The sequence below is a fragment of the Streptomyces sp. BK208 genome (assembly GCF_004364245.1).
In the GTDB taxonomy this organism is placed as follows: Bacteria; Actinomycetota; Actinomycetes; order Streptomycetales; family Streptomycetaceae; genus Streptomyces.
Genome location: NZ_SOAV01000009.1, coordinates 194,991 through 221,822, shown reverse-complemented (window position 1 = coordinate 221,822; position 26,832 = coordinate 194,991). Strand labels below are relative to the sequence as shown.

20 protein-coding genes, 1 tRNA gene and 1 pseudogene are annotated in these 26,832 nt (G+C 72.0%); 8 read left to right on the top strand and 14 right to left on the bottom strand.

Translation table 11 applies throughout. From position 1 onward, the window contains the following. Positions 1–216: 216 nt before the first annotated feature. The 4 genes and pseudogenes from EV562_RS23010 to EV562_RS22995 all read right to left on the bottom strand — a co-directional run bounded on the left by EV562_RS23010 (position 217) and on the right by EV562_RS22995 (position 3,061). The gene (locus EV562_RS23010; protein WP_133888714.1) at positions 217–573 is read right to left on the bottom strand and encodes an STAS domain-containing protein; all 357 of its coding nucleotides are present in this window, start codon (positions 571–573) and stop codon (positions 217–219) included. Then, positions 570–1,837 (bottom strand): annotated as a pseudogene (locus tag EV562_RS23005) (SpoIIE family protein phosphatase). The gene EV562_RS23010 and the pseudogene EV562_RS23005 overlap by 4 nt, the downstream one beginning before the upstream one ends. 130 nt (positions 1,838–1,967) lie before the next feature. Next, on the bottom strand, positions 1,968–2,204 hold the full coding sequence (locus EV562_RS23000; RefSeq protein ID WP_133888713.1) for a hypothetical protein: 237 nt from the start codon (positions 2,202–2,204) through the stop codon (positions 1,968–1,970). Continuing rightward, on the bottom strand, positions 2,201–3,061 hold the full coding sequence (locus tag EV562_RS22995; RefSeq protein ID WP_133888862.1) for a SigB/SigF/SigG family RNA polymerase sigma factor: 861 nt from the start codon (positions 3,059–3,061) through the stop codon (positions 2,201–2,203). The genes EV562_RS23000 and EV562_RS22995 overlap by 4 nt, the downstream gene beginning before the upstream one ends. A gap of 624 nt (positions 3,062–3,685) precedes the next feature. On the opposite strand from EV562_RS22995, the gene EV562_RS22990 reads away from it, so the two are divergent. Then, on the top strand, positions 3,686–4,219 hold the full coding sequence (locus tag EV562_RS22990) for a DUF5994 family protein (RefSeq protein WP_133888712.1): 534 nt from the start codon (positions 3,686–3,688) through the stop codon (positions 4,217–4,219). Positions 4,220–4,235: 16 nt separating this feature from the next. Here EV562_RS22990 and EV562_RS22985 read toward each other — a convergent pair whose 3' ends face one another. Further along, entirely contained in the window at positions 4,236–4,763 is a 528-nt protein-coding gene (locus EV562_RS22985) for a sugar O-acetyltransferase (protein ID WP_133888861.1), read from the bottom strand. A 406-nt stretch (positions 4,764–5,169) separates the two neighbouring features. Between EV562_RS22985 and EV562_RS22980 the strand changes: the two genes are divergently transcribed. Then, positions 5,170–6,021 (top strand): methyltransferase domain-containing protein, encoded by an 852-nt coding sequence (locus EV562_RS22980; protein WP_208298404.1) that lies wholly within the window; start codon positions 5,170–5,172, stop codon positions 6,019–6,021. Positions 6,022–6,091: 70 nt separating this feature from the next. On the opposite strand, the gene EV562_RS22975 is transcribed toward EV562_RS22980, so the two are convergent. The 5 genes from EV562_RS22975 to EV562_RS22955 form a co-directional block, all read right to left on the bottom strand. Continuing rightward, positions 6,092–8,653 carry an ABC transporter permease gene (locus tag EV562_RS22975; protein ID WP_133888710.1) on the bottom strand — a complete coding sequence of 854 codons (2,562 nt, stop codon included), beginning with the start codon at positions 8,651–8,653 and terminating at the stop codon, positions 6,092–6,094. Between the two features lie 76 nt (positions 8,654–8,729). Beyond that, complete coding sequence (locus EV562_RS22970; protein WP_243860124.1) at positions 8,730–9,503, bottom strand: ABC transporter ATP-binding protein; 774 nt, start codon at positions 9,501–9,503, stop codon at positions 8,730–8,732. A gap of 129 nt (positions 9,504–9,632) precedes the next feature. Next, positions 9,633–10,907, bottom strand: coding sequence for a HAMP domain-containing sensor histidine kinase (locus EV562_RS22965; protein ID WP_243860123.1), 1,275 nt, complete (start codon positions 10,905–10,907; stop codon positions 9,633–9,635). Then, the gene (gene cseB, locus EV562_RS22960) at positions 10,904–11,632 is read right to left on the bottom strand and encodes a two-component system response regulator CseB (protein WP_279588511.1); all 729 of its coding nucleotides are present in this window, start codon (positions 11,630–11,632) and stop codon (positions 10,904–10,906) included. The genes EV562_RS22965 and cseB overlap by 4 nt, the downstream gene beginning before the upstream one ends. A gap of 471 nt (positions 11,633–12,103) precedes the next feature. Then, positions 12,104–12,177 (bottom strand) — tRNA-Gly (locus EV562_RS22955). A gap of 538 nt (positions 12,178–12,715) precedes the next feature. On the opposite strand from EV562_RS22955, the gene dcd reads away from it, so the two are divergent. Together dcd and EV562_RS22945 are read left to right on the top strand one after the other, a co-directional pair. Further along, entirely contained in the window at positions 12,716–13,291 is a 576-nt protein-coding gene (gene dcd / locus EV562_RS22950; RefSeq protein WP_127892587.1) for a dCTP deaminase, read from the top strand. Between the two features lie 25 nt (positions 13,292–13,316). Beyond that, positions 13,317–13,814, top strand: a complete 498-nt coding sequence (locus EV562_RS22945) for a phosphoribosyltransferase (RefSeq protein ID WP_031043129.1) — start codon at positions 13,317–13,319, stop codon at positions 13,812–13,814. Positions 13,815–13,889: 75 nt separating this feature from the next. Here EV562_RS22945 and EV562_RS22940 read toward each other — a convergent pair whose 3' ends face one another. From EV562_RS22940 to EV562_RS22925, 4 genes are all read right to left on the bottom strand, one after another. Further along, complete coding sequence (locus tag EV562_RS22940; RefSeq protein WP_133888709.1) at positions 13,890–17,135, bottom strand: FG-GAP-like repeat-containing protein; 3,246 nt, start codon at positions 17,133–17,135, stop codon at positions 13,890–13,892. Between the two features lie 159 nt (positions 17,136–17,294). Then, on the bottom strand, positions 17,295–18,308 hold the full coding sequence (locus EV562_RS22935; protein ID WP_133888708.1) for a Yip1 family protein: 1,014 nt from the start codon (positions 18,306–18,308) through the stop codon (positions 17,295–17,297). 69 nt (positions 18,309–18,377) lie between these two features. After that, positions 18,378–19,670 carry a VCBS repeat-containing protein gene (locus EV562_RS22930; RefSeq protein ID WP_133888707.1) on the bottom strand — a complete coding sequence of 431 codons (1,293 nt, stop codon included), beginning with the start codon at positions 19,668–19,670 and terminating at the stop codon, positions 18,378–18,380. Between the two features lie 131 nt (positions 19,671–19,801). Beyond that, entirely contained in the window at positions 19,802–22,084 is a 2,283-nt protein-coding gene (locus EV562_RS22925) for a (Fe-S)-binding protein (protein WP_133888706.1), read from the bottom strand. A 467-nt stretch (positions 22,085–22,551) separates the two neighbouring features. Between EV562_RS22925 and dnaK the strand changes: the two genes are divergently transcribed. From dnaK to EV562_RS22905, 4 genes are read left to right on the top strand one after another with little or no spacing between them, the layout of a single operon-like run. Next, positions 22,552–24,411: a molecular chaperone DnaK gene (gene dnaK, locus EV562_RS22920; protein ID WP_133888705.1), complete on the top strand. Its 1,860-nt coding sequence runs from the start codon at positions 22,552–22,554 to the stop codon at positions 24,409–24,411. After that, positions 24,408–25,121: a nucleotide exchange factor GrpE gene (gene grpE / locus EV562_RS22915; RefSeq protein ID WP_133888704.1), complete on the top strand. Its 714-nt coding sequence runs from the start codon at positions 24,408–24,410 to the stop codon at positions 25,119–25,121. The genes dnaK and grpE overlap by 4 nt, the downstream gene beginning before the upstream one ends. A 45-nt stretch (positions 25,122–25,166) precedes the next feature. Then, positions 25,167–26,360, top strand: coding sequence for a molecular chaperone DnaJ (gene dnaJ, locus EV562_RS22910; RefSeq protein ID WP_133888703.1), 1,194 nt, complete (start codon positions 25,167–25,169; stop codon positions 26,358–26,360). 5 nt (positions 26,361–26,365) lie between these two features. Next, positions 26,366–26,821 (top strand): helix-turn-helix domain-containing protein, encoded by a 456-nt coding sequence (locus tag EV562_RS22905; RefSeq protein WP_133888702.1) that lies wholly within the window; start codon positions 26,366–26,368, stop codon positions 26,819–26,821. The last annotated feature ends 11 nt before the right edge of the window (positions 26,822–26,832 follow it).

Here is a 26,832-nt window from a genome sequence, read left to right as displayed (position 1 = left end):
GGCGGCGTGACGGTCGGTAGCACGTACCGAACCCGTACCGAACCGGCGGCACTCCGGCCCGAGCCGTCGGGGTGGCTTCGTCCCCGCGAAGTGGGTTCCCTGCCCGCCGCTCGGGCACTCGCCCGCCGGGACGTCGGGTTGAGACCGCAGCTTGGCGGACTCGCACTCGTGGAGGTGCCGCAGACGCGTCTCCACGAGTGCGTCATTCCCGGCCGATCAGCCGCGAAGCCGCCAGGCGGCTTCGGCGGCTTCGGCGGTGGGGTGGGTGGGGAAGGTCCGCTCCAGACCGACGAGGCGGAAGGTGCGGTCCAGGCGGTCGGGGACCGCGGCCAGGGCGATGCCCGCACCGGAGGCCAGGGCGTGGTTACGGGCGGCGATGAGCACGCTGATGCCACTGGAGTCGCAGCAGGAGAGGCTGCCGAGGTCGAGGACGAGCTGCTGACCGGGGAGCAGACCGAGGCCGAGCAGCCCGGCGCGGACCTGGTCGGCGGTGTCGTAGTCGAGGTCTCCGGCGATCTCGACGACGGGCCCGGCGGTGGTGGTGCGGGTGTGCAAGGTCGGGTGCTTGGTCACTGCTGCTCTTCACTGGGGGGTCGTGGCGCGTGGACGGCGAGGACGGCGGTGTCGTCGTCCACGCCGGTACCGAAGGTGTCGAGCAGGTCCCGGACGGCTCCGACGGTGCGGGAGGCGGTGGTGGGGGCGAGGGCGCGGCCGAAGTCCAGGAGGGCGTCGTCGCCGTAGCGGTCCTCGCCTCCCGCGGTGGCGTTGGTGTGCGCTTCGGTCAGCCCGTCGGTGTGCAGAAGCAGGGTGTCGCCGGGGGCGAGACGGACGGTGGTGGTGGCGATGAAGGCGTCGGGCAGGACGCCGATGAGCTGGCCGCCGGGGGTGGGCAGGAAGTCGGCGGTGCCGTCGGCGCGCATCAGCAGGGCGGGTGGGTGCCCGCCGCTGGCCAGGGTGATCCGGAAGCCGCCCCGGCCGTGGTCGGGGGTGAGCAGGCCGAAGACGACGGTGCAGAAGCGGGGGTCGGTTCCGTTGTACTCGTGGTTCAGGACCGTGTTGAGGTTGCCGAGGACCGCGGCCGGGTCGGGGTCGTAGACGGCGGCGGCGCGCAGGGTGTAGCGGGCCAGGGAGGTGATGGCCGCGGCCGCGGCGCCCTTGCCGCACACGTCGCCGAGGAAGAGACCCCAGGTGCCGGCGGCGAGGGGGAAGAGGTCGTAGAAGTCGCCGCCGACCTTGTCCACGGACGCGATGTGATAGTGGGCGGCCACTTCCAGACCGGGGACGTCGACCAGCGTGGGCGGCAGGAGGGTCTTCTGCAGGGTGGCGGCCAGGGTCTGCAGGCGGTCGCGTTCCCGGTCCGCTTCCCGACGGGCGCGCAGCAGCTCGGTCTCGTAGGCCCGGCGGTCGCGGGCGTCGAAGACGGTGGTGCGGATCAGCAGCGGCCGTCCGTCGCTGCCCGTTTTCACCGCCGAGGTGATCAGGACGGGCAGCCGGGTGCCGTCGGCGGCCTCGAGTTCCACGGCGATGCCGCTGATCTCGCCCTGCATCCTGAGCAGGGGGGCGAAGTGGGTCTCGTGGTAGAGCCGGCCGCCCACGGTGAGCAGGTCGGAGAAGCGCTTGCGGCCGACCAGGTCGTCGCGTCGACGGCCGAGCCAGTTCAGCAGGGTGGCGTTGACCTTCGCGATCCGGCCGTCCAGCCGGGTGGACAGGTAGCCGCAGGGGCGTGCTCGTACAGGTCCTCGGCACTGTCCTCCAGCAGCGCGGAGAACTGGGACAGCTCATCCACCGGCTCCTCGTCCTTCACGGGGCCGCCCTCTCCGCCGCTCGTCCCGTACATCACCGGACGGCTCCCGTGAGGAGGGCGACGGCCGCGGTGGTTCCGTCGGGTGCGGTGAGCCGGGGGCGGTGTCCCGTGGCGTTCGGCGTGACCCGCCCGCTCCCCGGTATCCGCGTGTCCACGAACGTGCTCACCTCCGGCCGGCCGGCAGGTCGCGGGAACACCGGGCGCCGGGCGTCGGTGCCCCGGCCTCGGCGAGGCCGGCGCGGTTGTCGGACGGGAACGCCGCCCGGGCGAAGAGCCGCGCGGCGCCCGGGGCGGTGCGGCGGAAGCGGTCGGCCGGCTCCTCACCCGGCTCCGGTCGTTCCGGCACGTCCTCGCAGCCCGGGAGGGACGGACGGGACGCGGTGCGGCCAGGGACGGTCACGGGCTCAGGAGGCCCGTGCGGAGCCGGGTGAGGATACGGCTGAGGAGGCGTGAGACGTGCATCTGCGACACGTTCAGTTCACGGCCTATGTCCGCCTGGGTCATCTCCTGGCCGAAGCGCATCTCGATGACGGCCCTGTCCCGCTCGCCGAGGCCCTGCAGCAGCGGGCCGAGCGCGTGCAGGTCCTCGAACAGGCCCAGAGCCGGGTCCACGTCGCCGACCATGTCCGCGTACCGGGGACCCGTGGCGTCGCTCTCGTCGTCTCCGGCCGGGCTGTCGAGAGAGCCGGCGACGTAGCCGTTCGCTGCGACCAGACCCTCGACGACCTCCTCCTCGGCGAGGTCCAGATGGGCCGCGAGCTCGGCCACGGTGGGCTGCCGGTTCAGCGCCGTCGCGAGTGCTTCCTTGCTCCTGGCGAGCGTGACACGTAGTTCCTGCAGCCGGCGGGGGACGTGTACCGCCCAGGTCGTGTCGCGGAAGAAACGCTTCATCTCCCCCACGATGTAGGGGATGGCGAAGGAGCTGAACTCGACCTCGCGGGACAGGTCGAACCGGTCGATGGCCTTGATCAGGCCGATCGTTCCGACCTGGAGGATGTCCTCGGTCTCGCCGCTGGCCCGGTTACGGAACCGGCGGGCCGCGAAGGCCACCAGGGAGAGGTTCATCTCGATGAGCGTGTTGCGCGCGTACTGGTGCTCGGGTGTGCCTTCCTCCAGGACCCGCAGCCGGTCGAGGAAGACCCGGGACAGGTCACGTGCGTCGCGCGGAGCGACCTTGCCCGCGTCCTCGATCCAGGGCAGGCCGTCGGCACCGGCGGTCACTTCAGGGAGCACAGCGCGGATCGAGGGGACGTTCACGGAGGACGTCACGGTGCCGCCTTAGCTGGAAAGCAAGATGTACGTCTTCTGCCCGTGGCGGCCCGGCACATGCCCGGTCCGGCCCGGTCGAACACACGGCACTCGAGCGGGAACGTCGTCGTGGCGGTCGCACGGACCGAAGCGGACGGTGACGCGTCTGCCCACCGGCTCGTCGCGGAAACGGCGATCCGGGGCCACGGTTCCGACCGTCTCCCATCCGTGCCGGCCGACCCTCCCCGCTCCGGCCGCACGGGCTCTCGGGACGGTGGGCTCGCTGTTCAGCACGCCACCGTGCACCGCGTCCACGGCGACGCACAGATCCCATAGGGCCTGCTGCACCCGACGGTGCGGCATCCCCACGGACGGTCGCGGATCTCAGCGGCGCGGGTTTTGTGGATTCCGGCGGCATCGGCGTCCTCTTTGCCCCCACCGGCACGGCGATCGACGCCAGGGACGGTTGCGCATCGCCGGGGCAGGACCCTGTCCTGCGAGCGCTGCGAGGCGTGGGAGTGGACGCTCTCGTCGCCTGCGACCTCACCGGTGCAAATCCTGAGCAGCCGAGAGCGGAGTACCGTGAACCCAGGAGGATCTCGGTTTGCCGTTCCCGGGAGGCAGGCGAGTGCGATGTCCGAGCCCGATTCCCCGCTGGTGACCGGACTTCTGCCCGACGCCGTGCACCAGGCCGTTCCACGACCGGGAAGCGCCGTGGTGCGGCTTGAGACGACCCATGACCGCAAGGGCACGCTCGACGGGGCATGGTGGCCCCGCTCCCGCGACCTCACCGATGAACTCCCCAGCCTCGTCTCGGCGCTGTCGGGGTACCTCGGGCCCATCACCCGCGTCGGCCTGGACAGGGACGCCTGGGACGAACTGCCGACGCGGATGACGATCGACGGCCGTGTCGTCCACATCGACTCCTTCCCGGTCGGAGATGACACCGTCCTCATCACCAGGGGCGGCAACGATCTGTTCTCCCTTCTGGTGGTTCCGCCGCACACCCTGCCCGACGCCGCGCGCGCCGCAATGGCCGCAGCCGTTCGAGCCGGCAGTCAGACGCCGGCGGAACAGATCCTCATCGACACCGGCACCGAGCGTGCGGACCCGGGACACGCCCCCCACGCTGCTCTGAGCCACCACCGCCGTGAGCCGGGCAGCTGACCCGACCCGGCCCGGGTCAGTCGATCCTCTTGATCACCCGGGCGGGCACTCCCGCGGCCATGGTGCCGGCCGGAACGTCACGCGTGACCACCGCACCGGCGGCGATCACCGAACCGGTGCCGAGGGTCACCCCCTGCGTGATCACGGCGGCCGTCCCGATCCAGACGTCGTCCTCGATGACGATCGGGGCGAAGGAGAGGTGCTCGCGGCGCTCGGCCAGGGGCAGCGGATGACCCCCGGTGATGAGGCTGACCTTCGGGGCGATCATGACGCCGTTCCCGATGCGGATGCCTCCCTTGTCCATGAAGGTGCATCCCTGGTTGACGAAGGCCTTCCCCTCGAACGTCGTGTTGAGTCCGTGCTCGGTGAAGAACGGCGGGTAGATGACCACCGACTCCGGCAGCGGGCCACCGAAGACGACGGAAAGCAGTTCGGCGCGGCCCTCGGCGTCGCTGAACGGGAGTACGTTCAGTCGAGATGTCGCATCGGTCACCTCCGCGACCCTCTCCGCGTAGCGCGTGAACTCCGGCGTCCGGATGTACATGACCTGCTCTGTGCGGGTAGACATGCGCTGATCCCATCACCGCGCGGAACACTGGATCAAACAACCCCGCCTCCCGTCAGCCACAACCGGCAGTTGTGCAGTCCAGGTCGAGGCGTGGACGCCGCAGCGCTGCGGGCGTTCGTGACCGGCGCGGAACTGTCCGCCGTCCGTACGGGCATGAAGGGCTCTGCCGTGCTCGTAGACTCGTGGCGTGGCATTCATGAGCACCCCGCACTGCTGCTTCCTGTGATCGGAAGGCACTGAGGGCGATGCCGGACGGCGTCGCCCTCCTCGGTGTGCCTGCCGCGTGCATCACGGCCGGACGCTGCCCGTTCCTTCCTGAGGCGGTGACGCGCTGAGCGCGCAGGCACGGTCCCCTCCCTTCACCCCGTGCCAGGAGTGCCTCGTGCCCGTGTCGTTTCCCCCTGCCCTCGATCTGTTTCTCGACCTGCTGCGCTGCCCGACGTGCCGCACGCACCGCCTGCACCCCGACCACGGCGCACTGCGCTGCCCGGTGGGCCACACCTTCGACATCGCCCGCCACGGCTACACCGGCCTGCTGACGGGCACCCGCGCCACCAGCGGCGACGACGCGGCGATGGTCCAGGCCCGGGACCGGTTCCTGTCCACCGGCGCCTACGCGCCCGTCCGCGACATCGCCGCCCGCCTGGCGGCCGACGCCGTGCCCGAGCGGGGCACCGTGGTCGACGTGGGGTGCGGCACGGGCTACTACCTGGCCGGCGTACTCGACCGGCTGCCCGGCGCCCGTGGTCTGGGACTGGACACATCGGTGCGCGCGCTGCGCTCGGCGGCCCGCGCCCACGACCGGGCCGCCGCGGTCACCTGGGACGTCTTCCGCCCCTTCCCGCTTGCCGACGCGGCGGCCGATGTCGTGCTGGACGTGTTCGCCCCACGCAACCCTGCCGAGTTCCACCGCGTACTGCGCCCCGCCGGACGGCTGATCGTGGTCCGCCCCACCGGGCGGCACCTGGCCGAGCTGCGCGGCCGGGTGCCTGCGATGGTCACGGTCGACCCGGCCAAGGAACAGCGCCTGCACCGGGCGCTCAACCCCTTCTTCGAGGTCGCCGTTACCGAACAGGTGGAGTACTCCGTGTCCTTGGCCGGGCCGGACGCCCTGGACCTGGTGGCGATGACGCCGAGTGCACGCCACGTGAGCCGGGCGGATCTGACCGAGGGCGGCGTCCTGCCCGATCAGGTCACCGTCTCCGTACTGGCCACCGCCTACCGGCCTCGGTGACCATCGGCGGGCGCACGCGCCCGCCGACCGGTGGGCCATGGGCACGCCGGGGGCCTCGGCCCCGGCCCCCTCACACGTCCGCGACCGCCTCCAGCGGGCCCAGGGACGCCGCGCGGCGGGCCGGGACGGCGGCGGCGAGGGTGCCGACCGTGAGGGAGAGGAGGCAGACGAGGAGGAGGGTGCTCCAGGGGAGGGCCAGGGTGTACTGGTCGATCGCTCCGTTGGCGAGGGAGCCGACCGCCCAGGCGCCGAAGAGGCCACCCGCCAGGCCGAGGAGGGTGCCGAAGCCCGCGACCGTCAGGGCTTCCAGACGGATCATGCGGCGGACGCCGGAGCGGTCCATGCCGAGGGCGCGGAGCGCGCCGATCTCCCGGGTGCGTTCGGCGACGGACATGGCGAGGGTGTTGACGATGCCGAGCCCGCTGATGACGACGCCGATGCCGAGCATCCCGTACATCACGTCCAGCAGGTCGCCGACGGTGCCCGCGGCTTCCCGGACGAGCTGGTCGCGGTCCTGCACCTTCAGGAGCGGGTTGTCGCCGACGGCGGTGCGCAGGCGGGTCTCCAGGGCTTCGGACGCCGTGTCGTCGGTGCGCAGCAGGACGCGCTGGACCGAGCCGGGCAGGAAGCTGTTCCTCGCGACCTCGGCGCGGGTGCCGAGTGCGTCGCGGGCGACCGGGTTGTCCTTGTAGACGCCGGCGATCTCGTACCGGGTGAACTCGCCCTCGCGACCGAGGCGCACGTTGAGCAGTCCGCCGGTCGTCACCCCCTGCTCGCGCGCGAGGGTGCTGGAGAGGGCGAGCCGGCCGGGCGCCAGGTCCTCGGCGGAGCCGGAGAGGAAGTCGAGCTTCATGGTGTCGCGGACGGTGGCGGGGTCGACGCCGGAGATCTCCCGCACGCCGGCGCCGGTGAACAGGGTGGAGTCGGTGATCACGGTGGCGGTGCGCACCCCGTCGGTGCCCGCGAGGCGTCGTACGGCTCCGGGGTCGATGCCCGTCATGGTGGAGCGGGTGCTGACGACGTAGTCCGCGGCGAGACCGGCCGCCGCCTGTCGGTCGAGGGCCTGGCCGGTGGAGTCGCCGATGACGGCGAGGCCGGTGACGAGGCCGGTGCTCAGGAGCAGGGTGGCGGCGGTGGCGGCGGTGCGGCGCGGGTCGCGCAGGGCGTTCTCGCGGGCGAGGCGGCCGGTGACGCCGAGGCGGCCGGTCAGGCGTCCGGCCAGCCGGATCACCGGCGGCGCGAGGAGCGGTGCGAGGGCGATCAGGGCGGCGACGAGCAGGCCGCAGCCGGCCATGGCGTTCTGCAGATTCTCCTCGGAGGCGTCCTTCGCGCCGCTGAGCGAGACCAGCCACGTCACGCCGAGCGCGAGGAGGCCGAGGCCGACGGCGCCGCGCAGCCGGAACCGCCGGTCGGCGGGCGGCTGTTCGGCCGTGCGCATCGCTTCCACGGGCGCGGTCCTCGCGGCCCGGCGGGAGGGCAGCCAGGCGGCGAGGACGGTGACGCCCACGCCCACGGCGAGGGCCGCCGCGACCGGGCGCGGGCCGATCTCCAGGGGGCCGGTGGGCAGGGCGCTTCCGTCGGAGCCCAGGAAGTGGGGGAGGGCCGCCGCGATGCCGAGACCGAGGAGGAAGCCGAGGGCGGAGGCGGCGAGACCGACCACGAACGCCTCCAGGAGGACGGAGCGGGACACCTGGCGGCGGGTGGCGCCGATCGCACGCAGCAGGGCCGTCTCCCGGCTCCGGCGGGCCACGGCCATGGTGAAGGTGTTGACGATGAGGAAGGAGCCGATGAACAGCGAGACCCCGGCGAAGACCATCGGGATCTTCTCGTAGCCGCGGGTCAGGGTGTCGACGACGGTCGCCTGCTGGGCGGCCTGCGCCTGGCCCGTGGTGGCCTCGGCGCGGTCGGCGGGGAGAACGGCCCTGACCCGGTCGGCGAGTTCGTACGCGCCGGTTCCGGGAGCGGCGGACAGATCGATGCCGGTGTAGTGGCCCGGCGTCGAGAACAGCTTCTGCGCGGTCGCCTTGTCGAAGAGGACGAGGGTGCCGCCCGCCGTCACCCGGGTGTCGTCGGTGGTGACGAGGCCGACCAGCCGCGCGGTCATGACCGGGCCGTCCGTGGCCAGGGTGACCGTGTCGCCGACGTGGAGGCCGCCCGCGCCGGCGGTGCCGGTGTCGACGGCGATCTCACCCGCACGGGCGGGGGCGCGGCCTTCGGCCAGCGGGTGGCGGCTGTCCTCGCCGTCCTCGCCCGGCACGTACGCGCCGGCCAGGTTCGACCAGGCGCGGTCGGCGCGCAGCGGGGTGCCGTCCGCCGCGTTCAGGGTCGCCCGGCCGTCGACCGAGGGGCGTACGGCGGCGACGCCGGGCACCCGGGCCAGCTTCACGGCGAGCGCGTCGTCGAGCACGTCCGCCGGCGGTCCGTCCTGGGCGCCGGGCCCGGGGGCCTTCTGGGTGACGGTGACGGCGATCCCGGCGAAGTCCTTCGACGAGGCGGCGCGGTGGGCGGCGGCGGTGGTGTCCGCGAAGACGAGGGTCCCGCTGACGAACGCGACCCCCAGACAGACGGCGAGCACGGTCATCACCAGCCGGGCCTTGTGGGCCAGGAGGTTGCGCAGGGTTGTTCTCAGCATGGGGGTCTTCCAGGGCCTTGGGGGAGTGTCCGGAGGAGAGGGAGCCCCGGGGGTGTCCGGGGAAGGCGGAGGGGGCTCAGCCGCCGTGGGACCGGGCGCCCAGGTTCTTCATCAGGTCCAGGACGCGGTCGGGGGTGGGGCGGACCATCTCCTCGACGAGGCGTCCGTCCGACAGGAACACCACGCGGTCGGCGTATCCGGCGGCGACGGGGTCGTGGGTGACCATGACGACGGTCTGGCCCAGTTCGCGCACCGAGTCCCTCAGGAAACCGAGGACTTCGGCGCCCGCGCGCGAGTCGAGGTTGCCGGTGGGCTCGTCGCCGAAGACGATCGCCGGGCGGGAGGCCAGCGCGCGGGCGACGGCGACGCGCTGCTGCTGTCCGCCGGAGAGCTGGGCGGGCCGGTGGCCCAGGCGCTCGGTGAGGCCGACCATGGAGACGACGCGGTCCAGCCACGCACGGTCGGGCTCGCGGCCCGCGATGTCCAGCGGCAGCGTGATGTTCTCCAGCGCCGTCAGCGTCGGCAGCAGGTTGAACGCCTGGAAGACGAACCCGATCCGGTCCCTGCGCAGTCGGGTGAGCCGCCGGTCGCCGAGGCCGCCCAGTTCGGTGGTCCCGATGCGGACGGAGCCGGAGGTGGGCGCGTCGAGCCCGGCGGCGCAGTGCATCAGGGTCGACTTGCCGCAGCCGGACGGGCCCATGATCGCGGTGAACTCGCCCTCCCGGAAGGCGATGCTGACCCGGTCCAGGGCGACGACCCTGGTGTCGCCCTCGCCGTAGACCTTCGACAGGTCGGTGGTGGCGGCCGCGACGCCGGTCATCGGGGGCGGCGACAGGAGGTCTGCGGACATGGTGTTCCTCTTCTCGTACGGAAAGACGCAAGAGAAGGGTGTCGAGGGAACGTATCCGGTCCTGGGCGGTCGCGTATCGGGCCCCGCTCCATCGTGTACCGGTCGGACGGTGACGGCTTCGTCCCCGCCTCAGCCGGGCAGCCGCAGGGTGGCCACGGCGCCACCGTCCGAGGCGTTGGACAGCCGGAGTTCGGCGCCGAGGACGCGGGCCTGGCCGAAGGCGATGGTGAGGCCCAGGCCGTGGCCCGAGCCGCGTTCCCGGGTGCCGGTGTGGAAGCGGCGCGGGCCGTGGGACAGCAGGTCGGGAGGGAAGCCGGGTCCGTGGTCGCGGACGACGACCGTCCGCCCGTCGACGGTGACCCGCACGGGGGCGCCGCCGTGCCGGTGGGCGTTGACGACGAGGTTGCCGACGATCCGCTCCAGGCGGCGGGGGTCCGTCTCCACGGTCCGCGTGGTGCCCTGGCCGGTGGCGTCGACGACCCCCGTCCCGACCTCCGCCTCAAGGCCCGTACGGGCCACGGCCTCGGCCACCACGGCGGCGAGCGGCACCCGGGCGCGGACCGGCTGTTCGACACCGGCGTCCAGCCGGGAGATCTCCAGGAGGTCCTCGACGAGGCCGCGCAGGTCACGGATCCGGGCCCGCAGCAGGTCCTCGGTCTCGCCGGGCGGCAGGAGGCCGGCGGCGGCCAGCAGACCACCGACGGGAGTGCGCAGTTCATGGGCCACGTCGGCGGTGAACCGGCGCTCGGTGCGCAGCCGCTGGGCGAGGGTGTCGGCCATCCGGTCGACGGTGGCGGCGATGTCGGCGACCTCGTCGTCGCCCCTGGTGGGTCCGGAGCGGGCGTCGAGGTCCCCGGCGGAGATCCGGGCCGCCGTCTCGGCGACGTGGCCGAGACGCCGGGCGAGGAGCCCGGCGCCGTACACGGCGACGGGGATGGCCGCCGCGAGCGCGAGGAGCGAGGCGACGGCCATGGCGGCGTCGAGGCGGGAGAGGTTGGCGTGGTCCGGACCCAGGTTGACCTGCACGGCGAGGACAGGGCTGCCCGGCCCTCCGGTCCGCTGGGCGGCCCAGGCACTCGGCCCGACGTTTCCCTCGACGCGGGCGTCGTAGGCCGTGTGCCGCCCGGCGTCGTCCGGGTCGCGCAGCTCGGCGGGCAGGTCGGCGGGGTCGAGCCGGGCGCCGTCGGTGAGGACGCCGGTGCGCCGGTAGACGTCCGTCGCCGCGTACACGGCGTTGAACGCCCGTGCCTCGCCGCGCCCCCGGATGTCGTGCGCGGTCCACAGGTGGACGAGGACACCGACCGCCGCCACCACGAGCAGGGCCGTGGCGGCGGCGAGCGCGGCGATCTTCCAGCGCAGCGTGGTGCGGCGGCGCCGGGGCCGGCGGGCGGGAGACACGGTCACCGCCGGAGCTTGTATCCGAAGCCCCGGACCGTCTCGATCCGCTCCCGGCCCACTTTGCGGCGCAGCCGCTGGACGCACAGGTCGACGACCCGGCTGTCGCCGTCCCAGCCGTACTCCCAGACGTCCCGCAGGAGGGTGTGCCGTTCCAGGACGACACCGGGGTGGGCGGCGAACTCCAGGAGGAGCTTGAGTTCGGTCGGGGTGAGGGCGACCGGGCGGCCGGAGAGGAAGACCTCCATCCCGGCGGTGTCGATCCGCAGATCCCCGAACTCCAGCACGGCCTCGTCCTCCGGCCGCTCACCGCCGGCGGCCGGACCGCTCCGGGGAGCGGGCGAGTAGGTGGCGCGCCGCAGCAGCGACCGCATCCGGGCCACCAGGACGTACGTCTCCACCGGCTTCACGACGTAGTCGTCGGCACCGGCCTCCAGACCCGAGACCACGTCGAGCCCGTCGCCCCGCGCGGACATCATCAGCACCGGGACCAGACTGGTCTCCCGGACCCGGCGGCACAGCCCGATCCCGTCCAGACCGGGCAGCATCACGTCCAGGACCAGCAGGTCGAACTCCTCCGCACGGAAGAGTTCGAGCCCGGCGAGCCCGTCGGCGGCGACCCGCACCCCGTAGCCGTACCGTTCCAGGGCGACGGCGAAGGACCGGCGCATCAGGTCGTCGTCCTCCACCAGGAGCACGCGCGCGGTGGACGCGGGGGAGTCGGTCGAGGACACGAGGTGGGCTCCTGTTCGGGGGGCGGGACGGCCCCGGCCCACGTCCCCGACGTGCGCGAGACCACGTCACGATCGGAACATTACGGCAGGCAACGGACAGCACTCGTGCCTCCCGCCGCCTCCCTCCCCTTTGATGCGATTCCGAGCGCCGCCCGACACGAACCGGATACACGGCCGAAGGCGCGACGGACCGGCCGAGGCCGCGCAGGTGAAAGGGGAGCCCGGACAGACCTCCGGGGAAGGCAGAGGAAAGGGACCGGCATCGAGGCCGTGGCGACCGAGAAGGGGCCCACGCCGACAGCCGGGGCTGAGGGAACGGGCTCCGCGTCAAGAACGCCTCTTCGGGCAGAGTCGAACGCCGATTCGGCCGTACGGACATGACCGCCTGCCACACCACCCTGCCGGCGTGCATGCTGCGCTGTCCGGACCGGACAACAAGGAAGGCCCAGGTCGACAACCTGGGCCTCTTCGTGGAGCGGGTGACGAGAATCGAACTCGCGCTCTCAGCTTGGGAAGCTGATGTTCTACCATTAAACTACACCCGCGTAAGACGCCGACCACGGCCGGTGTCTGGACGCTCGCTCACTCTACCCCATGCCCGGCCCCCGGTGTTCGCGCCGTGGGGCCGGTGGTCGTTTCCGGGGGTGTCGACGCGGCTGCGAGGGGCACCAGTTGGGGCGTACGGTGGGGGCCCCGGAGAGGGTCTGCGTGCGGGCGGAGTGCCGCCTGGAGAGTCGTCTCTTTCATCCCGTACTGTGGCTTTTGTCGTCAGGGTAGGAAGCCAGACGCGGCTCTTGGGGAAGGGACTTGAAGGACTTGATGGAGCGCACCGTCGTCCGCTGTGCCGATGGGCACGTGTTCACCGCCACCTCGTTCCCGATGCAGAAGGCCGAGCGGCTCGGCCCCGGCCGGCTCGTCCGATGTCCGCGGTGTGCGCGGCTGCGGAGTGCCGTGCCGGTGGGCGCGGAGAGGCGGTAGCGCGGGGGCGGCAGAGCGGGAGCAGCACAGCGGTACAGGTACAGTCCGGGCGCGCGGCGCGGCGGCGGTTGTCGCTGCTCCGCGCGCCTTGCGTATCCTCGGTGCGTGCTTCTCTCAGACAAGGACATCCGGGCCGAGATCGACAACGGTCGGGTGCGGATCGATCCGTTCGACGACTCCATGGTGCAGCCGTCGAGCATCGACGTGCGCCTCGACCGCTATTTCCGGGTGTTCGAGAATCACCGGTACCCGCACATCGACCCCTCCGTCGAGCAGGTGGACCTGACCCGGCTCGTGGAGCCTGAGGGCGACGAGCCGTTCATCCTGCATCCCGGCGAGTTCGTGCTGGCCAGCACGTACGAGGTCATCACGCTGCCCGACGATCTCGCCTCCCGGCTCGAAGGAAAGAGCTCGCTGGGGCGGCTCGGGCTGGTCACGCACTCCACCGCCGGGTTCATCGACCCCGGCTTCTCGGGGCACGTGACGCTGGAGCTGAGCAATCTCGCGACCCTGCCGATCAAGCTGTGGCCGGGGATGAAGATCGGGCAGCTGTGCATGTTCCGGCTCACGTCGCCGGCCGAGCACCCGTACGGGAGCGAGCGTTACGGGTCCCGTTACCAGGGCCAGCGGGGGCCGACCGCCTCCCGGTCCTTCCTCAATTTCCATCGGACCCAGGTATGAACCCAGTGATGAGCAGGACGCGCGCATGAGTGATGTTCGGGAGAATCTGACCTACGAGCAGTTCGGCGTCGCCGTGCGCGAGCTGGCGCAGGCCGTCGCGGACGACGGGTACGAGCCGGACATAGTGCTCTCCATCGCCCGCGGTGGCGTCTTCGTCGCCGGCGGGCTCGCGTACGCGCTCGACTGCAAGAACATCCACCTGGTGAACGTGGAGTTCTACACCGGCGTGGGGACCACCCTCGACATGCCCGTCATGCTCGCGCCCGTCCCGAACGTCATCGACTTCTCCGACAAGAAGGTCCTGATCACCGACGACGTCGCCGACACCGGCAAGACGCTCAAGCTGGTGCGGGACTTCTGCCTCGACACGGTCGCCGAGGTCCGCAGCGCGGTGATCTACGAGAAGTCGCACTCCCTCGTCCAGTGCGAGTACGTGTGGAAGCGCACCGATGAGTGGATCAACTTCCCGTGGAGCGTCCTTCCGCCCGTGGTGCGGCGCGACGGCCAGGTGCTCGACGCCTGACGGTGACGGAAGAGGGGCCCCCGGTGCGATGTCGTCGCGCCGGGGGCCCCTCCTTCGTGTGCGGGCCGGGTGGGATCAGTACAGGCCCTTGAAGGTGTTCCAGCCGCCCGTGCCGACCAGGACCCGGCCGGCGTACGTGCCGGCTCCCGTGGACGCGTACCGCCACAGCTTCCCGGTGGTGTCGCGGGCCAGCAGGTCGGCGCGGCCGTCGCCGGTCAGATCGCCGGTGCCGACGAGGGCGGAGTAGACGTTCCAGCCGCCGCCGACCCGTTCCCGCTTGGTCACGCCGCCGGCCGCGGTGCCGTAGTACCGCCACAGGACACCGGCGGAGTCCTGGCCGAGCAGGTCACCGCGGCCGTCGCCGTTCAGGTCCCCGGCGCCGGTGATCCACTTGTACAGCTTCCAGTCGGTCTGGATCCGCACCCGGGACTTCAGGTGGTGATCCGCCGTGCCCGCGTAGAAGTAGATGTCGCCGGTGCTCTTCTGGCGGGCGATCAGGTCCGTGAAGCCGTCCCCGTTCAGGTCGCCCGGCGAGGTCAGCTGGTCGTACTGGGCCCAGCCCGTGCCGATCGGCGTGTACGGCGAGGAGGCGCCGACGATCTTGCCGCAGCCCGGGCGGTAGGCCCGCAGCTCGTCGCCGACCCGCGCCAGCACGTCGGCGCAGCGGTCGCCGTCCACGTCTCCGACGGGCACGAGCACCGAGCCGGTGGGGAGCGCGCCGCCGGTTCCGGCGAGACGGGACGACAGTGCACCGGTCCCGGTGCCCCGGTACATCGACACGGCGCCGGCGGCGTCCGTCGTCAGGAGGTCGCCGAAGCCGTCGTCGCCGGCCATGTCCCGCCACACGGCGGCGCCGCCGGTGACCGGCACGGTGCCGGAGACGGACAGGTCGGCCCCGACGCCGTCGGCGGGCTTCGCGGTCAGGGTCCAGGTGTGGGCGCCGTTCGCGACGTACTTCCCGGCGGCGTCCTTGCCGTCCCAGGAGGCCGAGACCAGGCCGCGGGCCTCGCCGCCGGACAGCGTGCGCACGGTCCTGCCGCTCGCCTTGTTCCTCAGTGTCAGCGTCCAGGAGGCCGCCGGCTTCGACAGCCACCAGCGGGACGCCCACGGCGCCCCGGCCCGGATGTCCAGGGCCGGCGAGGTCTCCGCGTCGATGACGGCGATCCCGGAGGCGGGGACGCCCGACGGGACGATCCGCACCCGGCGGTCCTCGCCCGTGTAGGCGACGTGGCCGCCGAAGCGGTCCACGGTCCAGCCGGCCCGGGGCACGGTCCGGTCGCCCAGCTCGGCGGCGGTGACGATCACGTGCTGCGGCAGGTCCGCCTCCGTGCCGCCGGCCGGGAGACCCCCGTGCAGGTCGACGAGGGTCAGACCGGTCCTGTCCGACTGGCGGACCAGGTAGCCGTCGCCGAGGAGGGCCTTGTCGGTGCCGAGCCGCAGGGAGCGCTTGGCCTGCCGGTCGTAGACGCCGCCGCCCGGGTAGTTGGGCCAGGAGTCGTCGCACTGCCAGTACACCCAGCGGCCGACGGCCTGGAGGTCGCGGGGGACGCACCCCGCGTCGAAGGTCTCGCCGGCGGCACCCGTCGACAGGTTCTTCGCGGTCACCGTGGTCGGCAGGTCCAGTGCGGGGTCGTCCCAGCTGCCGGTGGCGCTCCACAGCGTGTTGCCCCAGACGGAGGCCGCGGTGATCTCGCGCTTCTCCAGGACGCTCCCGGTGTCGCCGTCCTTGAAGCGGAGGACGGCCTGCGTGCCGCCCGATGCCTCGTCGGCGATGCCGTACCGGCCGGAGAGGCCGATCAGCTCGGGGCTGTAGAAGCCCGAGGTCACCCGCGGTCCCCAGGCGGAGTCGCCGTTGCGGTAGAGCATGGTGACGCCCTGCTCGGTGGCGGCCTCGCGTCCGTGGTGGCCGTCGCCGCTCGCGAACATGGTGACGCAGTAGCCGTTCTCGGAGTCGCCGCAGTCGTCGTCACGGCCGCTCACGAGGCCGTCGACGGTCGAGTTCAGCTCCTCCGGGCGGCCGGAGGTCTTCAGCCAGGTGCTGCGGTAGGCGCCGACGTAGGTGCCCGGCATGTAGAGCTTGGAGTCGTCGGCCGTGGTGAGGATGCCGCTGCCCAGCGAGATGCCGTACGGCTCGGCCTCCCGGTCCTCGATGCCGGCGACGCGCTTGCGGGTGACGGTGCCGTCGGCGGCGGGGGTGAGGAGGTAGTAGCCCCAGTCGAGCGGGCCGTAGTCGGTGTTCTTCTCGGCGCCGGTCACCAGCAGCGAGCCGTCGGGCGTGCGGTGCAGCGAGGGGGAGGCGACGGTCAGCAGGGTCTTCGCGCTGCGGCCCTCGGCGTCCCTCAGGGTGAGCGCGTTGCCGCGGTACTCGTTGTTGCCGGGGTTGGGTGCGGACACGGTGGCGAAGCCGCCGGCGAAGGGCACGATCGTGTCGTCGTACGCGCCCACGTCCCGCAGGTCGAGGGTGGTCGGCTCGGCGTCCAGGTCGTCCCGGCGGTAGACCTGGGCGGCGTAGGACTCGGGGGCGCCGAGGTGGAAGACGGTGTCGCGGTCGAAGACGACGCTCTCGCCGTGCGTGGACAGCGTCTTCAGCGACCCGGTGGCGAGGTCGACGACCCACCACCCCTGCGACATCCGGGAGTCCTCCCACTTGATCGCGCGGACGGCCACGGACCGGGTGTCGCCCGAGCTGATGCTGAGGCGCCAGCCCTCCGGCAGCCCTTCCAGCTTCCGGTCCCGCACCGCGCCGTTCTCCTGGCGCAGCAGGTGCAGGCCGGTGGCGGCTTCCTCGGTGCCGGTGCGGGTGATGACGGTGTCGCCGTAGGTGGCGACGTACGTCTGGCCCTCCGGGATCGGGACGGTGACCTTCGGTCCTTCGCCGGCCCGCTGCTGGAGCGTCACGTGCGGCGACGGGGCCGGGGCGTACAGGGCGACGGTGTCGGAGCCGTGGCCGAAGTCCCCGGGGTACTCGGCGAAGCGGAAGTCGTCCACGTCGTAGGCGAGCGGCTTGGGCAGCCGGTGGTCGAGGACGGACGTCGCGCCGGTGGCGTAGTCGATCCAGCGCAGGCGGTCGTCACCCTCCTGCGCGGTGAGGAAGCCGGTCTCGCCGGAGTTCAGGACGACGGTGGCGCGGGGCACGAAGCGTGCGCCCGGGCTGACGACGACGGGGTCGGCGGACGCGGCGGTGGTCCCGGCGGCCGCCACGGCGTGAGTGCCGACGGTCGCGGTGCCGATGCCGGCGGTCACGGCGAGCGTGACGGTGAGAGCGGTACGGCCGAGCGCACGCCGACGGCGCACGGCCCGCTTGTTCAGCGGACGAATCACGAAAGAGGTCCCTCCCCAGGGCGGTCGCGCAGGGGGGCGTTTCACGATGTCGCCGCTCGTCCTGCGCGAGCAGGGCGACAGTAGCACCTGGTGAGCGTCGTGCGGCAGGGAAAAGGCCCCCGGTGTGCGTCACACCGGGGGCCTTCGTACGGCCGGCTGTCAGAAGGTGCCGAGCTTCACGATCGACAGCAGGGCGATCAGCTGGATCGCGGACGCGCCGAGCGCCTTGGGCCAGGGCAGGTCGTGGGAGCGGGCGACCATGAGGGTGAGCAGGGCGCCGGCCGCGACCCAGGTGGCCCAGCCGAGGATCTGGACGAAGGGCGCGTCGCCACCGGCGAACATCGCGACGACCAGGCGCGGCGCGTCCGTGAGGGACATGATCAGCATGGAGAGGCCGACCGTGGGCTGCCAGGCGCCGTCGCCGCCGAGCTGGCGGGCCAGGGTGTGGGTGACCACGCCCAGGACGAAGGCGCTGAGCACCAGCGCCACCGCCGTGGTCAGGACGATCGGGATCGCGTTGGACAGGGTGGCGTTGATCGCCTCCTCGCGGGCGCCGTCGAAGCCGAAGACGGCCAGCAGCCCGTAGAGGAAGGTGACGATGAGCGCCGGGGCCCACATCGCGTAGTCCCGCATCTGGAGGAAGGTCTGGCCGGGGGCGAGGACGACGCCCTTCAGCAGGTCCTTCCAGTGCAGGCGGGGGCCGACGGGACCGGGCGCCGGGGCGGAACCGGCGCGGTAGGTGTCGCCCTGGCTGTAGGGGTCGTCGACGGTGAACGCCTGGGTGTGGCCCGGGTTGTTGGCCGCGTACGGGTCGTACGGGGCCTGCGGGGGCTGCCCGCCGTGGCCGTAGCCGCCGTCGCCGAAGTACTCCGGTTCACCGTGGCCGCCGCCGTGTGCCTGGGGCCACGGGGATCCGCCGGGTGCCGGGGCGGGGCCGCCACCTCCGTACGGCGGCTGCGGGTACGGCTGCTGGGGCGTCGCCGGGCCGCCGTACGACGGTCCCTGGGGCGCCTGCTGTCCGTACGGGGGGCGTTGCGGTCGCGTGTGTGGAGCGCCGTTGTCCCGGCCGCGTCCGATCCTGAATCCAGCCACGCCTTCGAACGTACCTGGTCCCGGAGAGTGACGTGCGGGGCCCGGCCGTTCGGGGGGTCCTTTGCGGCCGAGCTGTGACATCCCCTACGGGTGGTCCCCGAGGCGTCCCCGAGGCCCCGCCGGCGGGTCGTGCGCGTGTTCCTTCGTGCCTCAGGGTGTCAGGAACTGCGAGGTCGAGAAGGTGACCGCGGGTTCCGCCGTCACCGTGCCCTTCGCCGTGCCCCGGTGGACCTCGACGGTGTCCTTCGTGTCGCCCTGGGCCGTGCACACCACCAGGTCGGCCAGGCCGTCGCCGTCGAAGTCGCCGACCGTCAGCACCCGCGTCGTGCCCGTCGTCGCGGGCCGCACCGTGATCGCGCCCCGTGTCGTGGGGCCCGTCCGGCTGCCGGGGTACACGCGTACGCCGGAGCCGCCGGCGACCAGCTCGCTCAGGCCGTCGCCGTCGAAGTCGGCGGCGTCGAGCATCGAGCCGGGGGTGTCGAGGGTGCCTCGTGCGGCGGTGGGCAGGTCGTAGCGCAGCGCGGTGGCGTCCACGGTGCCCACGGCCGCGTCCAGGGCCTCGCCCCTGCCGAAGGAGCCGAGGGCGACGTCGACGCCGGCGGGGAGGGTGACCCCGGTGCGGGCCGGGCCGTCCGGGCCGCCCAGGACGACGGCCGCGTCGCCGGGGCCCGCGGAGGTGCGGACGACCAGGTCGTCGTACCCGTCGCGGTTCACGTCGGCGGCGGGGCCGGTCGGCGCCTCGCCGGGAGAGGGGACGGGGGCGCCGGCCCGGGCGGGGGCGCCCTTGCGGGTGAAGGGGCCGCGCAGGTAGCTGAGGCGGCCGGCGGAGGCGTGGACGACCAGGTCCTCGGCGCCGTCGCCGTCGAAGTCGCCGCACACGGGGCGCTCGGGCCAGTCGTTGCCGTAGCGGGCCCGGGAGGGGACCGCGAGCGGGACGGCGCGGGCCGGTCCCGAGGGGGAGCCGAAGAGGATCTGGAGGGGGACCGGGGGGCGGCCCCGGCCGTCGTAGGGCGGGTCGGTGGTGACCACCAGGTCGGTGAAGCCGTCGCCGTCGAGGTCGCAGCTCGCCTCGGCCTCGAACACGGCCGGCACCTGGCCGTCCGTCGGTGCCGCGTGCCGCTTCGGGGTGAGCAGCTGCCGGGCTCCCGGCACCGGTCCGCCGGGCGAGCCGTAGACGATGCCGATGCCCGCGTCGTCCGCGTGGCTCTCCGCGGTGACCAGGTCGTCGAGGACCAGGTCGCGGTGGCCGTCGCCGTTGAAGTCGTCGGGGACCTCGCTGCCCCGGCCGCGCGGGACGGGGAGCAGGGCGGGGGCCTCGGCGGCGCGCACCGGGGTGGGCCCGGCGTCCTCGGCGGCCGGCGCCGCGTCGTGGCCGCAGGCGGTGAGCAGCAGCAGGCAGCCGGCGGCGGCCGTGCCGGTCAGGGTGTGTCTTCGCAGGCGCACCGTTCACCTCGTCCGTATCAACCCGTATCAGCGACAACGACCGGTTCATGATGCACGCGTTGGGGATACGGCGACACCCCCGGGTCCGGGCGGGACTCGGGGGTGTCGGTGGAAGGCGCGGACGCGGGCGGCTACTTCACCGGTTCCGGCGTCGGCTCGTTCTCCGGCTCGGGTTCGCCGGTCGGGTCGGCCGGGGTCCTGACGGAGTCCAGCAGGAGCTGGGCGACGTCGACGACCTGGATGGACTCCTTGGCCTTGCCGTCGTTCTTCTTGCCGTTGACCGAGTCGGTCAGCATGACGAGGCAGAACGGGCAGGCGGTGGAGACGATGTCGGGGTTGACGGAGAGGGCCTCGTCGACGCGCTCGTTGTTGATGCGCTTGCCGATCCGCTCCTCCATCCACATCCGCGCGCCGCCGGCGCCGCAGCAGAAGCCGCGCTCCTTGTGGCGGTGCATCTCCTCGTTGCGGACGCCCGGGACGGCGGCGATGATCTCGCGCGGCGGCGTGTAGATCTTGTTGTGCCGGCCCAGGTAGCAGGGGTCGTGGTACGTGATGATGCCCTCGACCGGGGTGACCGGGAGCAGCTTGCCCTCGTCGACCAGGTGCTGGAGCAGCTGGGTGTGGTGGACGACCTCGTAGTCGCCGCCGAGCTGCGGGTACTCGTTGCCGAGGGTGTTGAGGCAGTGCGGGCAGGTGGCGACGATCTTCTTCGCCGACCTGGGCTTGCGCGACTCCTCGGTGACCTTGCCGTCGTCGTCCATCTCCTCGCCGAAGGCGGCGTTGAGGGACATGACGTTCTCCATGCCGAGCTCCTGGAACAGCGGCTCGTTGCCCAGGCGGCGGGCGGAGTCACCGGTGCACTTCTCGTCGCCGCCCATGATGGCGAACTTGACGCCCGCGATGTGCAGCAGCTCGGCGAAGGCCTTGGTGGTCTTCTTGGCGCGGTCCTCCAGGGCGCCGGCGCAGCCGACCCAGTACAGGTACTCGACCTCGGTGAGGTCCTCGATGTCCTTGCCGACGACCGGGACCTCGAAGTCCAGCTCCTTGAGCCACTCCAGGCGCTGCTTCTTGGCCAGGCCCCAGGGGTTGCCCTTCTTCTCCAGGTTCTTGAGCATCGTGCCCGCCTCGGACGGGAACGCGGACTCGATCATGACCTGGTAGCGGCGCATGTCGACGATGTGGTCGACGTGCTCGATGTCGACGGGGCACTGCTCGACGCAGGCGCCGCAGGTGGTGCAGGACCACAGGACGTCGGGGTCGATGACGCCGTTCTCTTCGAGGGTGCCGATCAGCGGGCGCTCGGCCTCCGCGAGGGCGGCGGCCGGGACGTCCTCGAGCTGCTCGGCGGACGCCTTCTCCTCGCCCTCCATCGTCTTGCCGCCGCCGGCCAGCAGGTAAGGGGCCTTGGCGTGCGCGTGGTCGCGCAGGGACATGATCAGGAGCTTGGGGGAGAGCGGCTTGCCGGTGTTCCAGGCGGGGCACTGCGACTGGCAGCGGCCGCACTCGGTGCAGGTGGAGAAGTCCAGCAGGCCCTTCCAGGAGAACTGCTCGACCTGGGAGACGCCGAAGACGTCGTCGTCGCCGGGGTCGGTGAAGTCGATCGGCTTGCCGCCCGAGGTCATCGGGAGCAGTGCGCCGAGCGAGGTGCCGCCCTTCGCGTCGCGCTTGAACCAGATGTTCGGGAAGGCCAGGAAGCGGTGCCAGGCCACGCCCATGTCGGTCTTCAGCGCGACGGTGATCATCCAGATGAAGGAGGTCGCGATCTTCAGCCCGGCGAAGAAGTAGACCAGGTTCTGCAGGGTGCCGAGGTCCGCGTCCCGCAGCGCGGAGACGACCGGGTACGAGATGAAGAACGACGCCTCGTAGCCGTCCACGTGGTGGAGGGCGCCCTCCAGCGCGTGCAGCATGAAGATGCAGACGCCGACGATGAGGATGACGGCCTCGACGAAGTACGCCTGGCCGAAGTTGGAGCCGGCGAAGCGGGACTTGCGGCCCGGCCGGTTCGGCTTGCTCACCTGGCGGATCGCGATCAGGACCAGGATGCCGAGCACCGTCATCGTGCCGATGAACTCGACGAAGACGTTGTACGGCGCCCAGTCGCCGATGACCGGCAGGATCCAGTCGGCCTCGAAGAGCTGGCCGACGGCGTTGACGATGGTCAGCAGCAGGGAGAAGAAGCCCACGGCGACGAACCAGTGCGCCACCCCGACGATGCCCCAGCGGTTCATCCGGGTGTGGCCGAGGAACTCCCTGACCACGGTGACGGTGCGGTCCACGGGGTCGTTGGTCCGCGTTCCGGCCGGCACCGGCTGGCCCAGCCGCATGTAGTTGAAGATCTGCAGGACGGCGCGGCCGAACAGTGCGACGCCGACCACGATCAGGACCAGCGACACGATGATCGCGGCGAGTTGCATTTGGGGGCTCCTCGGGCCTGCGAGGTTACGAGGGGGCGGTATTACTAAGCGGTAACTTATTCAGTCCGTCTGAGACTACCCCCATCCTCCGCCGCACTGTAGTCGGACGTGCGGTGATCTGCGTCGCTGAGGCAACCCTGACCCCGCCGGCCCCGTACGTCCGGGTGAGCCGGGCGGCGCGCACCGGTCCGCCGGCCGTCCGGGGGTGCCGTCCGCCGGGCGCGAGAGGAGTCGGCGGCGCCGCACGGGGCAACCGGAGCCCCGGGTGGCACGGGCGGCGCCTCGCCCGCGCGGCGTTTTTTCCGGTTCGTCAGGCCGGGTGAGCCGGGGAAAGTGCAGGTCAGGGCGCTGTTGCGCGTAAGGAACGGATAAGAGTTGAGCCTGCCCGGCTCACGTCTGTTGACCCATTGCCGGGCGTCATGCACACTTGAGCCTGTTCCACTCAAGTCAGCTGGAGGTTGTTCACCATGGCACGTGCGGTCGGCATCGACCTGGGCACGACTAACTCCGTCGTCAGCGTTCTGGAGGGCGGCGAGCCCACCGTCATCACCAACGCCGAGGGCGCCAGGACCACGCCGTCCGTCGTCGCCTTCGCCAAGAACGGCGAGGTGCTCGTCGGCGAGGTGGCCAAGCGCCAGGCGGTCACGAACGTCGACAGGACCATCCGCTCGGTCAAGCGCCACATGGGCACCGACTGGAAGGTCAACCTGGACGGCAAGGACTTCAACCCGCAGCAGATCAGCGCCTTCGTGCTGCAGAAGCTGAAGCGGGACGCCGAGTCCTACCTGGGCGAGAAGGTGACCGACGCGGTCATCACCGTCCCGGCGTACTTCAACGACGCCGAGCGCCAGGCCACCAAGGAGGCCGGTGAGATCGCGGGCCTCAACGTCCTGCGCATCGTCAACGAGCCGACCGCCGCCGCGCTGGCGTACGGCCTGGACAAGGACGAGCAGGTCATCCTGGTCTTCGACCTCGGTGGCGGTACGTTCGACGTCTCGCTGCTGGAGATCGGCGACGGTGTCGTCGAGGTGAAGGCCACCAACGGTGACAACAACCTCGGTGGTGACGACTGGGACCAGCGCGTCGTCGACTACCTGGTCAAGCAGTTCCAGTCCGGCCACGGCGTGGACCTGGCCAAGGACAAGATGGCCCTGCAGCGGCTGCGCGAGGCCGCCGAGAAGGCCAAGATCGAGCTGTCCTCGTCCACCGAGACGACGATCAACCTGCCCTACATCACGGCGTCCGCCGAGGGCCCGCTGCACCTGGACGAGAAGCTCACCCGGGCCCAGTTCCAGCAGCTGACCTCCGACCTGCTGGAGCGCTGCAAGACGCCGTTCCACAACGTCATCAAGGACGCCGGCATCCAGCTGTCCGAGATCGACCACGTCGTTCTCGTCGGTGGCTCCACCCGCATGCCCGCCGTCGCCGAGCTCGTCAAGGAGCTGACCGGCGGCAAGGACGCCAACAAGGGCGTCAACCCGGACGAGGTCGTCGCCATCGGCGCCGCCCTGCAGGCCGGTGTCCTCAAGGGTGAGGTCAAGGACGTCCTGCTGCTCGACGTCACCCCGCTGTCCCTCGGCATCGAGACCAAGGGCGGCATCATGACCAAGCTGATCGAGCGGAACACGACGATCCCGACCAAGCGCTCGGAGATCTTCACCACCGCCGAGGACAACCAGCCCTCCGTGCAGATCCAGGTCTACCAGGGCGAGCGCGAGATCGCGGCGTACAACAAGAAGCTCGGGATGTTCGAGCTGACCGGTCTGCCGCCGGCGCCCCGCGGCGTGCCGCAGATCGAGGTCGCCTTCGACATCGACGCCAACGGCATCATGCACGTGACCGCGAAGGACCTGGGCACGGGCAAGGAGCAGAAGATGACCGTCACCGGCGGCTCCTCGCTGCCGAAGGACGAGGTCGACCGCATGCGCCAGGAGGCGGAGAAGTACGCGGAGGAGGACCACGCCCGCCGCGAGGCCGCCGAGTCCCGCAACCAGGGCGAGCAGCTCGTCTACCAGACGGAGAAGTTCCTCAAGGACAACGAGGACAAGGTCCCCGGCGAGGTGAAGACCGAGGTCGAGTCCGCCGTCGCCGAGCTGAAGGAGAAGCTCAAGGGCGAGGACACCGCCGAGATCCGCACCGCCACGGAGAAGGTCGCCGCCGTCTCGCAGAAGCTGGGCCAGGCCATGTACGCCGACGCCCAGGCCGCGCAGGCCGCCGGCGGCGAGGCCCCGGGCGCCGACGCGGGTGCCGCCTCCGGTGACAAGGGCGACGACGACGTCGTCGACGCCGAGATCGTGGACGACGAGCGCAAGGACGGTGCCGCGTGACGGAGGAGACCCCGGGTTTTGACGAGAAGCCCGACGTCCCCTCCGGCGCCACCCCTGACGACGCCGAGCCGAAGGCCGCCTCCGAGGAGGGGGCGGCCCCGGCCGGGGACGCGAGCGAGAACGCGGGCCTGGTGGCCCAGCTGGACCAGGTGCGCACCGCGCTGAACGAGCGTACGGCGGACCTCCAGCGACTCCAGGCCGAGTACCAGAACTACCGCCGCCGGGTGGAGCGGGACCGCGTCGCGGTCAAGGAGGTCGCCGTCGCGAACCTCCTGTCCGAGCTGCTTCCCGTGCTCGACGACGTCGGGCGCGCCCGGGAGCACGGCGAACTGGTCGGCGGCTTCAAGTCCGTCGCGGAGTCGCTGGAGACCACGGTCGCCAAGCTGGGCCTCCAGCAGTTCGGCAAGGAGGGCGAGCCCTTCGACCCGACGATCCACGAGGCCTTGATGCACTCCTACGCACCGGACGTCACCGAGACGACCTGCGTGGCGATCCTGCAGCCCGGGTACCGGATCGGCGAACGCACCATCCGCCCCGCGCGGGTGGCGGTCGCCGAGCCCCAGCCGGGCGCCCAGACGGTCAAGCCGGCCGAGGACGCCACCGACGCGCAGGACGCCTCCGGCCCGGAGGACGGCGCCGGGAACTCCGGGAACCCCGGAGGCTCCGGGTCCGCCGGGAACAAGGAGAGCGGTGGCCCGGACGAGGGCTGAGTTCGAGGTGACGACGGGTAAGGCGCGAGAGGAGGGACGTCGGGGATGAGCACGAAGGACTTCATCGAGAAGGACTACTACAAGGTTCTCGGCGTCCCCAAGGACGCCACCGAGGCCGAGATCAAGAAGGCGTACCGGAAGCTCGCCCGCGAGAACCACCCGGACGCCAACAAGGGGAACGTCAGGGCGGAGGAGCGCTTCAAGGAGATCTCCGAGGCCAACGACATCCTCGGTGACCCCAAGAAGCGCAAGGAGTACGACGAGGCCCGCTCCCTCTTCGGCAACGGCGGTTTCCGTCCGGGGCCGGGCGCGGGCGGCGGCGGCACCTTCAACTTCGACCTGGGCGACCTCTTCGGAGGCGGCGCCCAGGGCGGGGGCCAGGGCGCCGGCGGCTTCGGCGGCGGCCTCGGGGACGTCTTCGGCGGCCTGTTCAACCGCACCGGCGGCTCACCGGGCGGCGGCGCCCGCACCCAGCCGCGGCGCGGGCAGGACATCGAGTCCGAGGTCACCCTCAGCTTCACCGAGGCCATCGAGGGCGCGACCGTGCCGCTGCGGATGTCCTCGCAGGCGCCCTGCAAGGCCTGTTCGGGCACCGGCGACAAGAACGGCACGCCGCGCGTGTGCCCGACCTGCGTCGGCACCGGGCAGGTCGCGCGGGGCTCGGGTGGCGGCTTCTCGCTGACCGACCCGTGCCCGGACTGCAAGGGCCGCGGTCTGATCGCCGAGGACCCCTGCGACGTGTGCAAGGGCTCCGGACGCGCCAAGTCCTCGCGGACGATGCAGGTCCGTATCCCCGCCGGGGTGTCGGACGGGCAGCGCATCCGGCTGCGCGGCAAGGGCACGCCCGGCGAGCGGGGCGGCCCGGCGGGCGACCTGTACGTGGTCGTGCACGTCAAGGAGCACCCGGTCTTCGGCCGCCGGGGCGACAACCTCACCGTCACCGTCCCGGTCACCTACACCGAGGCGGCCCTCGGCGGCGAGATCCGGGTCCCCACCCTCGGCGGTCCGCCCGTCACGCTGAAGCTGCCGGCCGGCACGCCGGGCGGTCGTACGATGCGGGCGCGGGGCAAGGGCGCGGTACGCAAGGACGGCACCCGCGGCGACCTTCTGGTCACCGTGGAGGTGAGTGTTCCGAAGGACCTGACGGGGAAGGCTCGTGACGCGCTGGAGGCGTATCGCGAGGCGACCGCGGACGAGGATCCGCGGGCGGAGTTGTTCCAGGCCGCGAAGGGAGCTTGACGGGAATGGACGGTCGGCGACGCAATCCGTACGAACTGACCGAGGACACCCCGGTCTACGTCATCTCGGTGGCGGCCCAGCTCTCCGGACTGCACCCGCAGACCCTGCGCCAGTACGACCGCCTCGGCCTGGTCTCCCCGGACCGCACCGCGGGCCGCGGCCGCCGCTACTCGGCCCGTGACATCGAACTGCTCCGTCAGGTCCAGCAGTTGTCGCAGGACGAAGGCATCAACCTGGCCGGAATCAAGCGCATCATCGAACTGGAGAACCAGGTCGCCGCGCTCCAGGCCCGGGCCGCCGAGCTGGCCGACGCACTCGACGGCGCGGCCACCGCGATGCGTCAGCGCGAGGCCGCGGTGCACGCGTCGTACCGCCGTGACCTGGTCCCTTACCAAGAGGTACAGCAGACCAGCGCGCTGGTGGTCTGGCGGCCCAAGCGGCACGGCCAGTCCCCGGACTGACCGGACCGCCA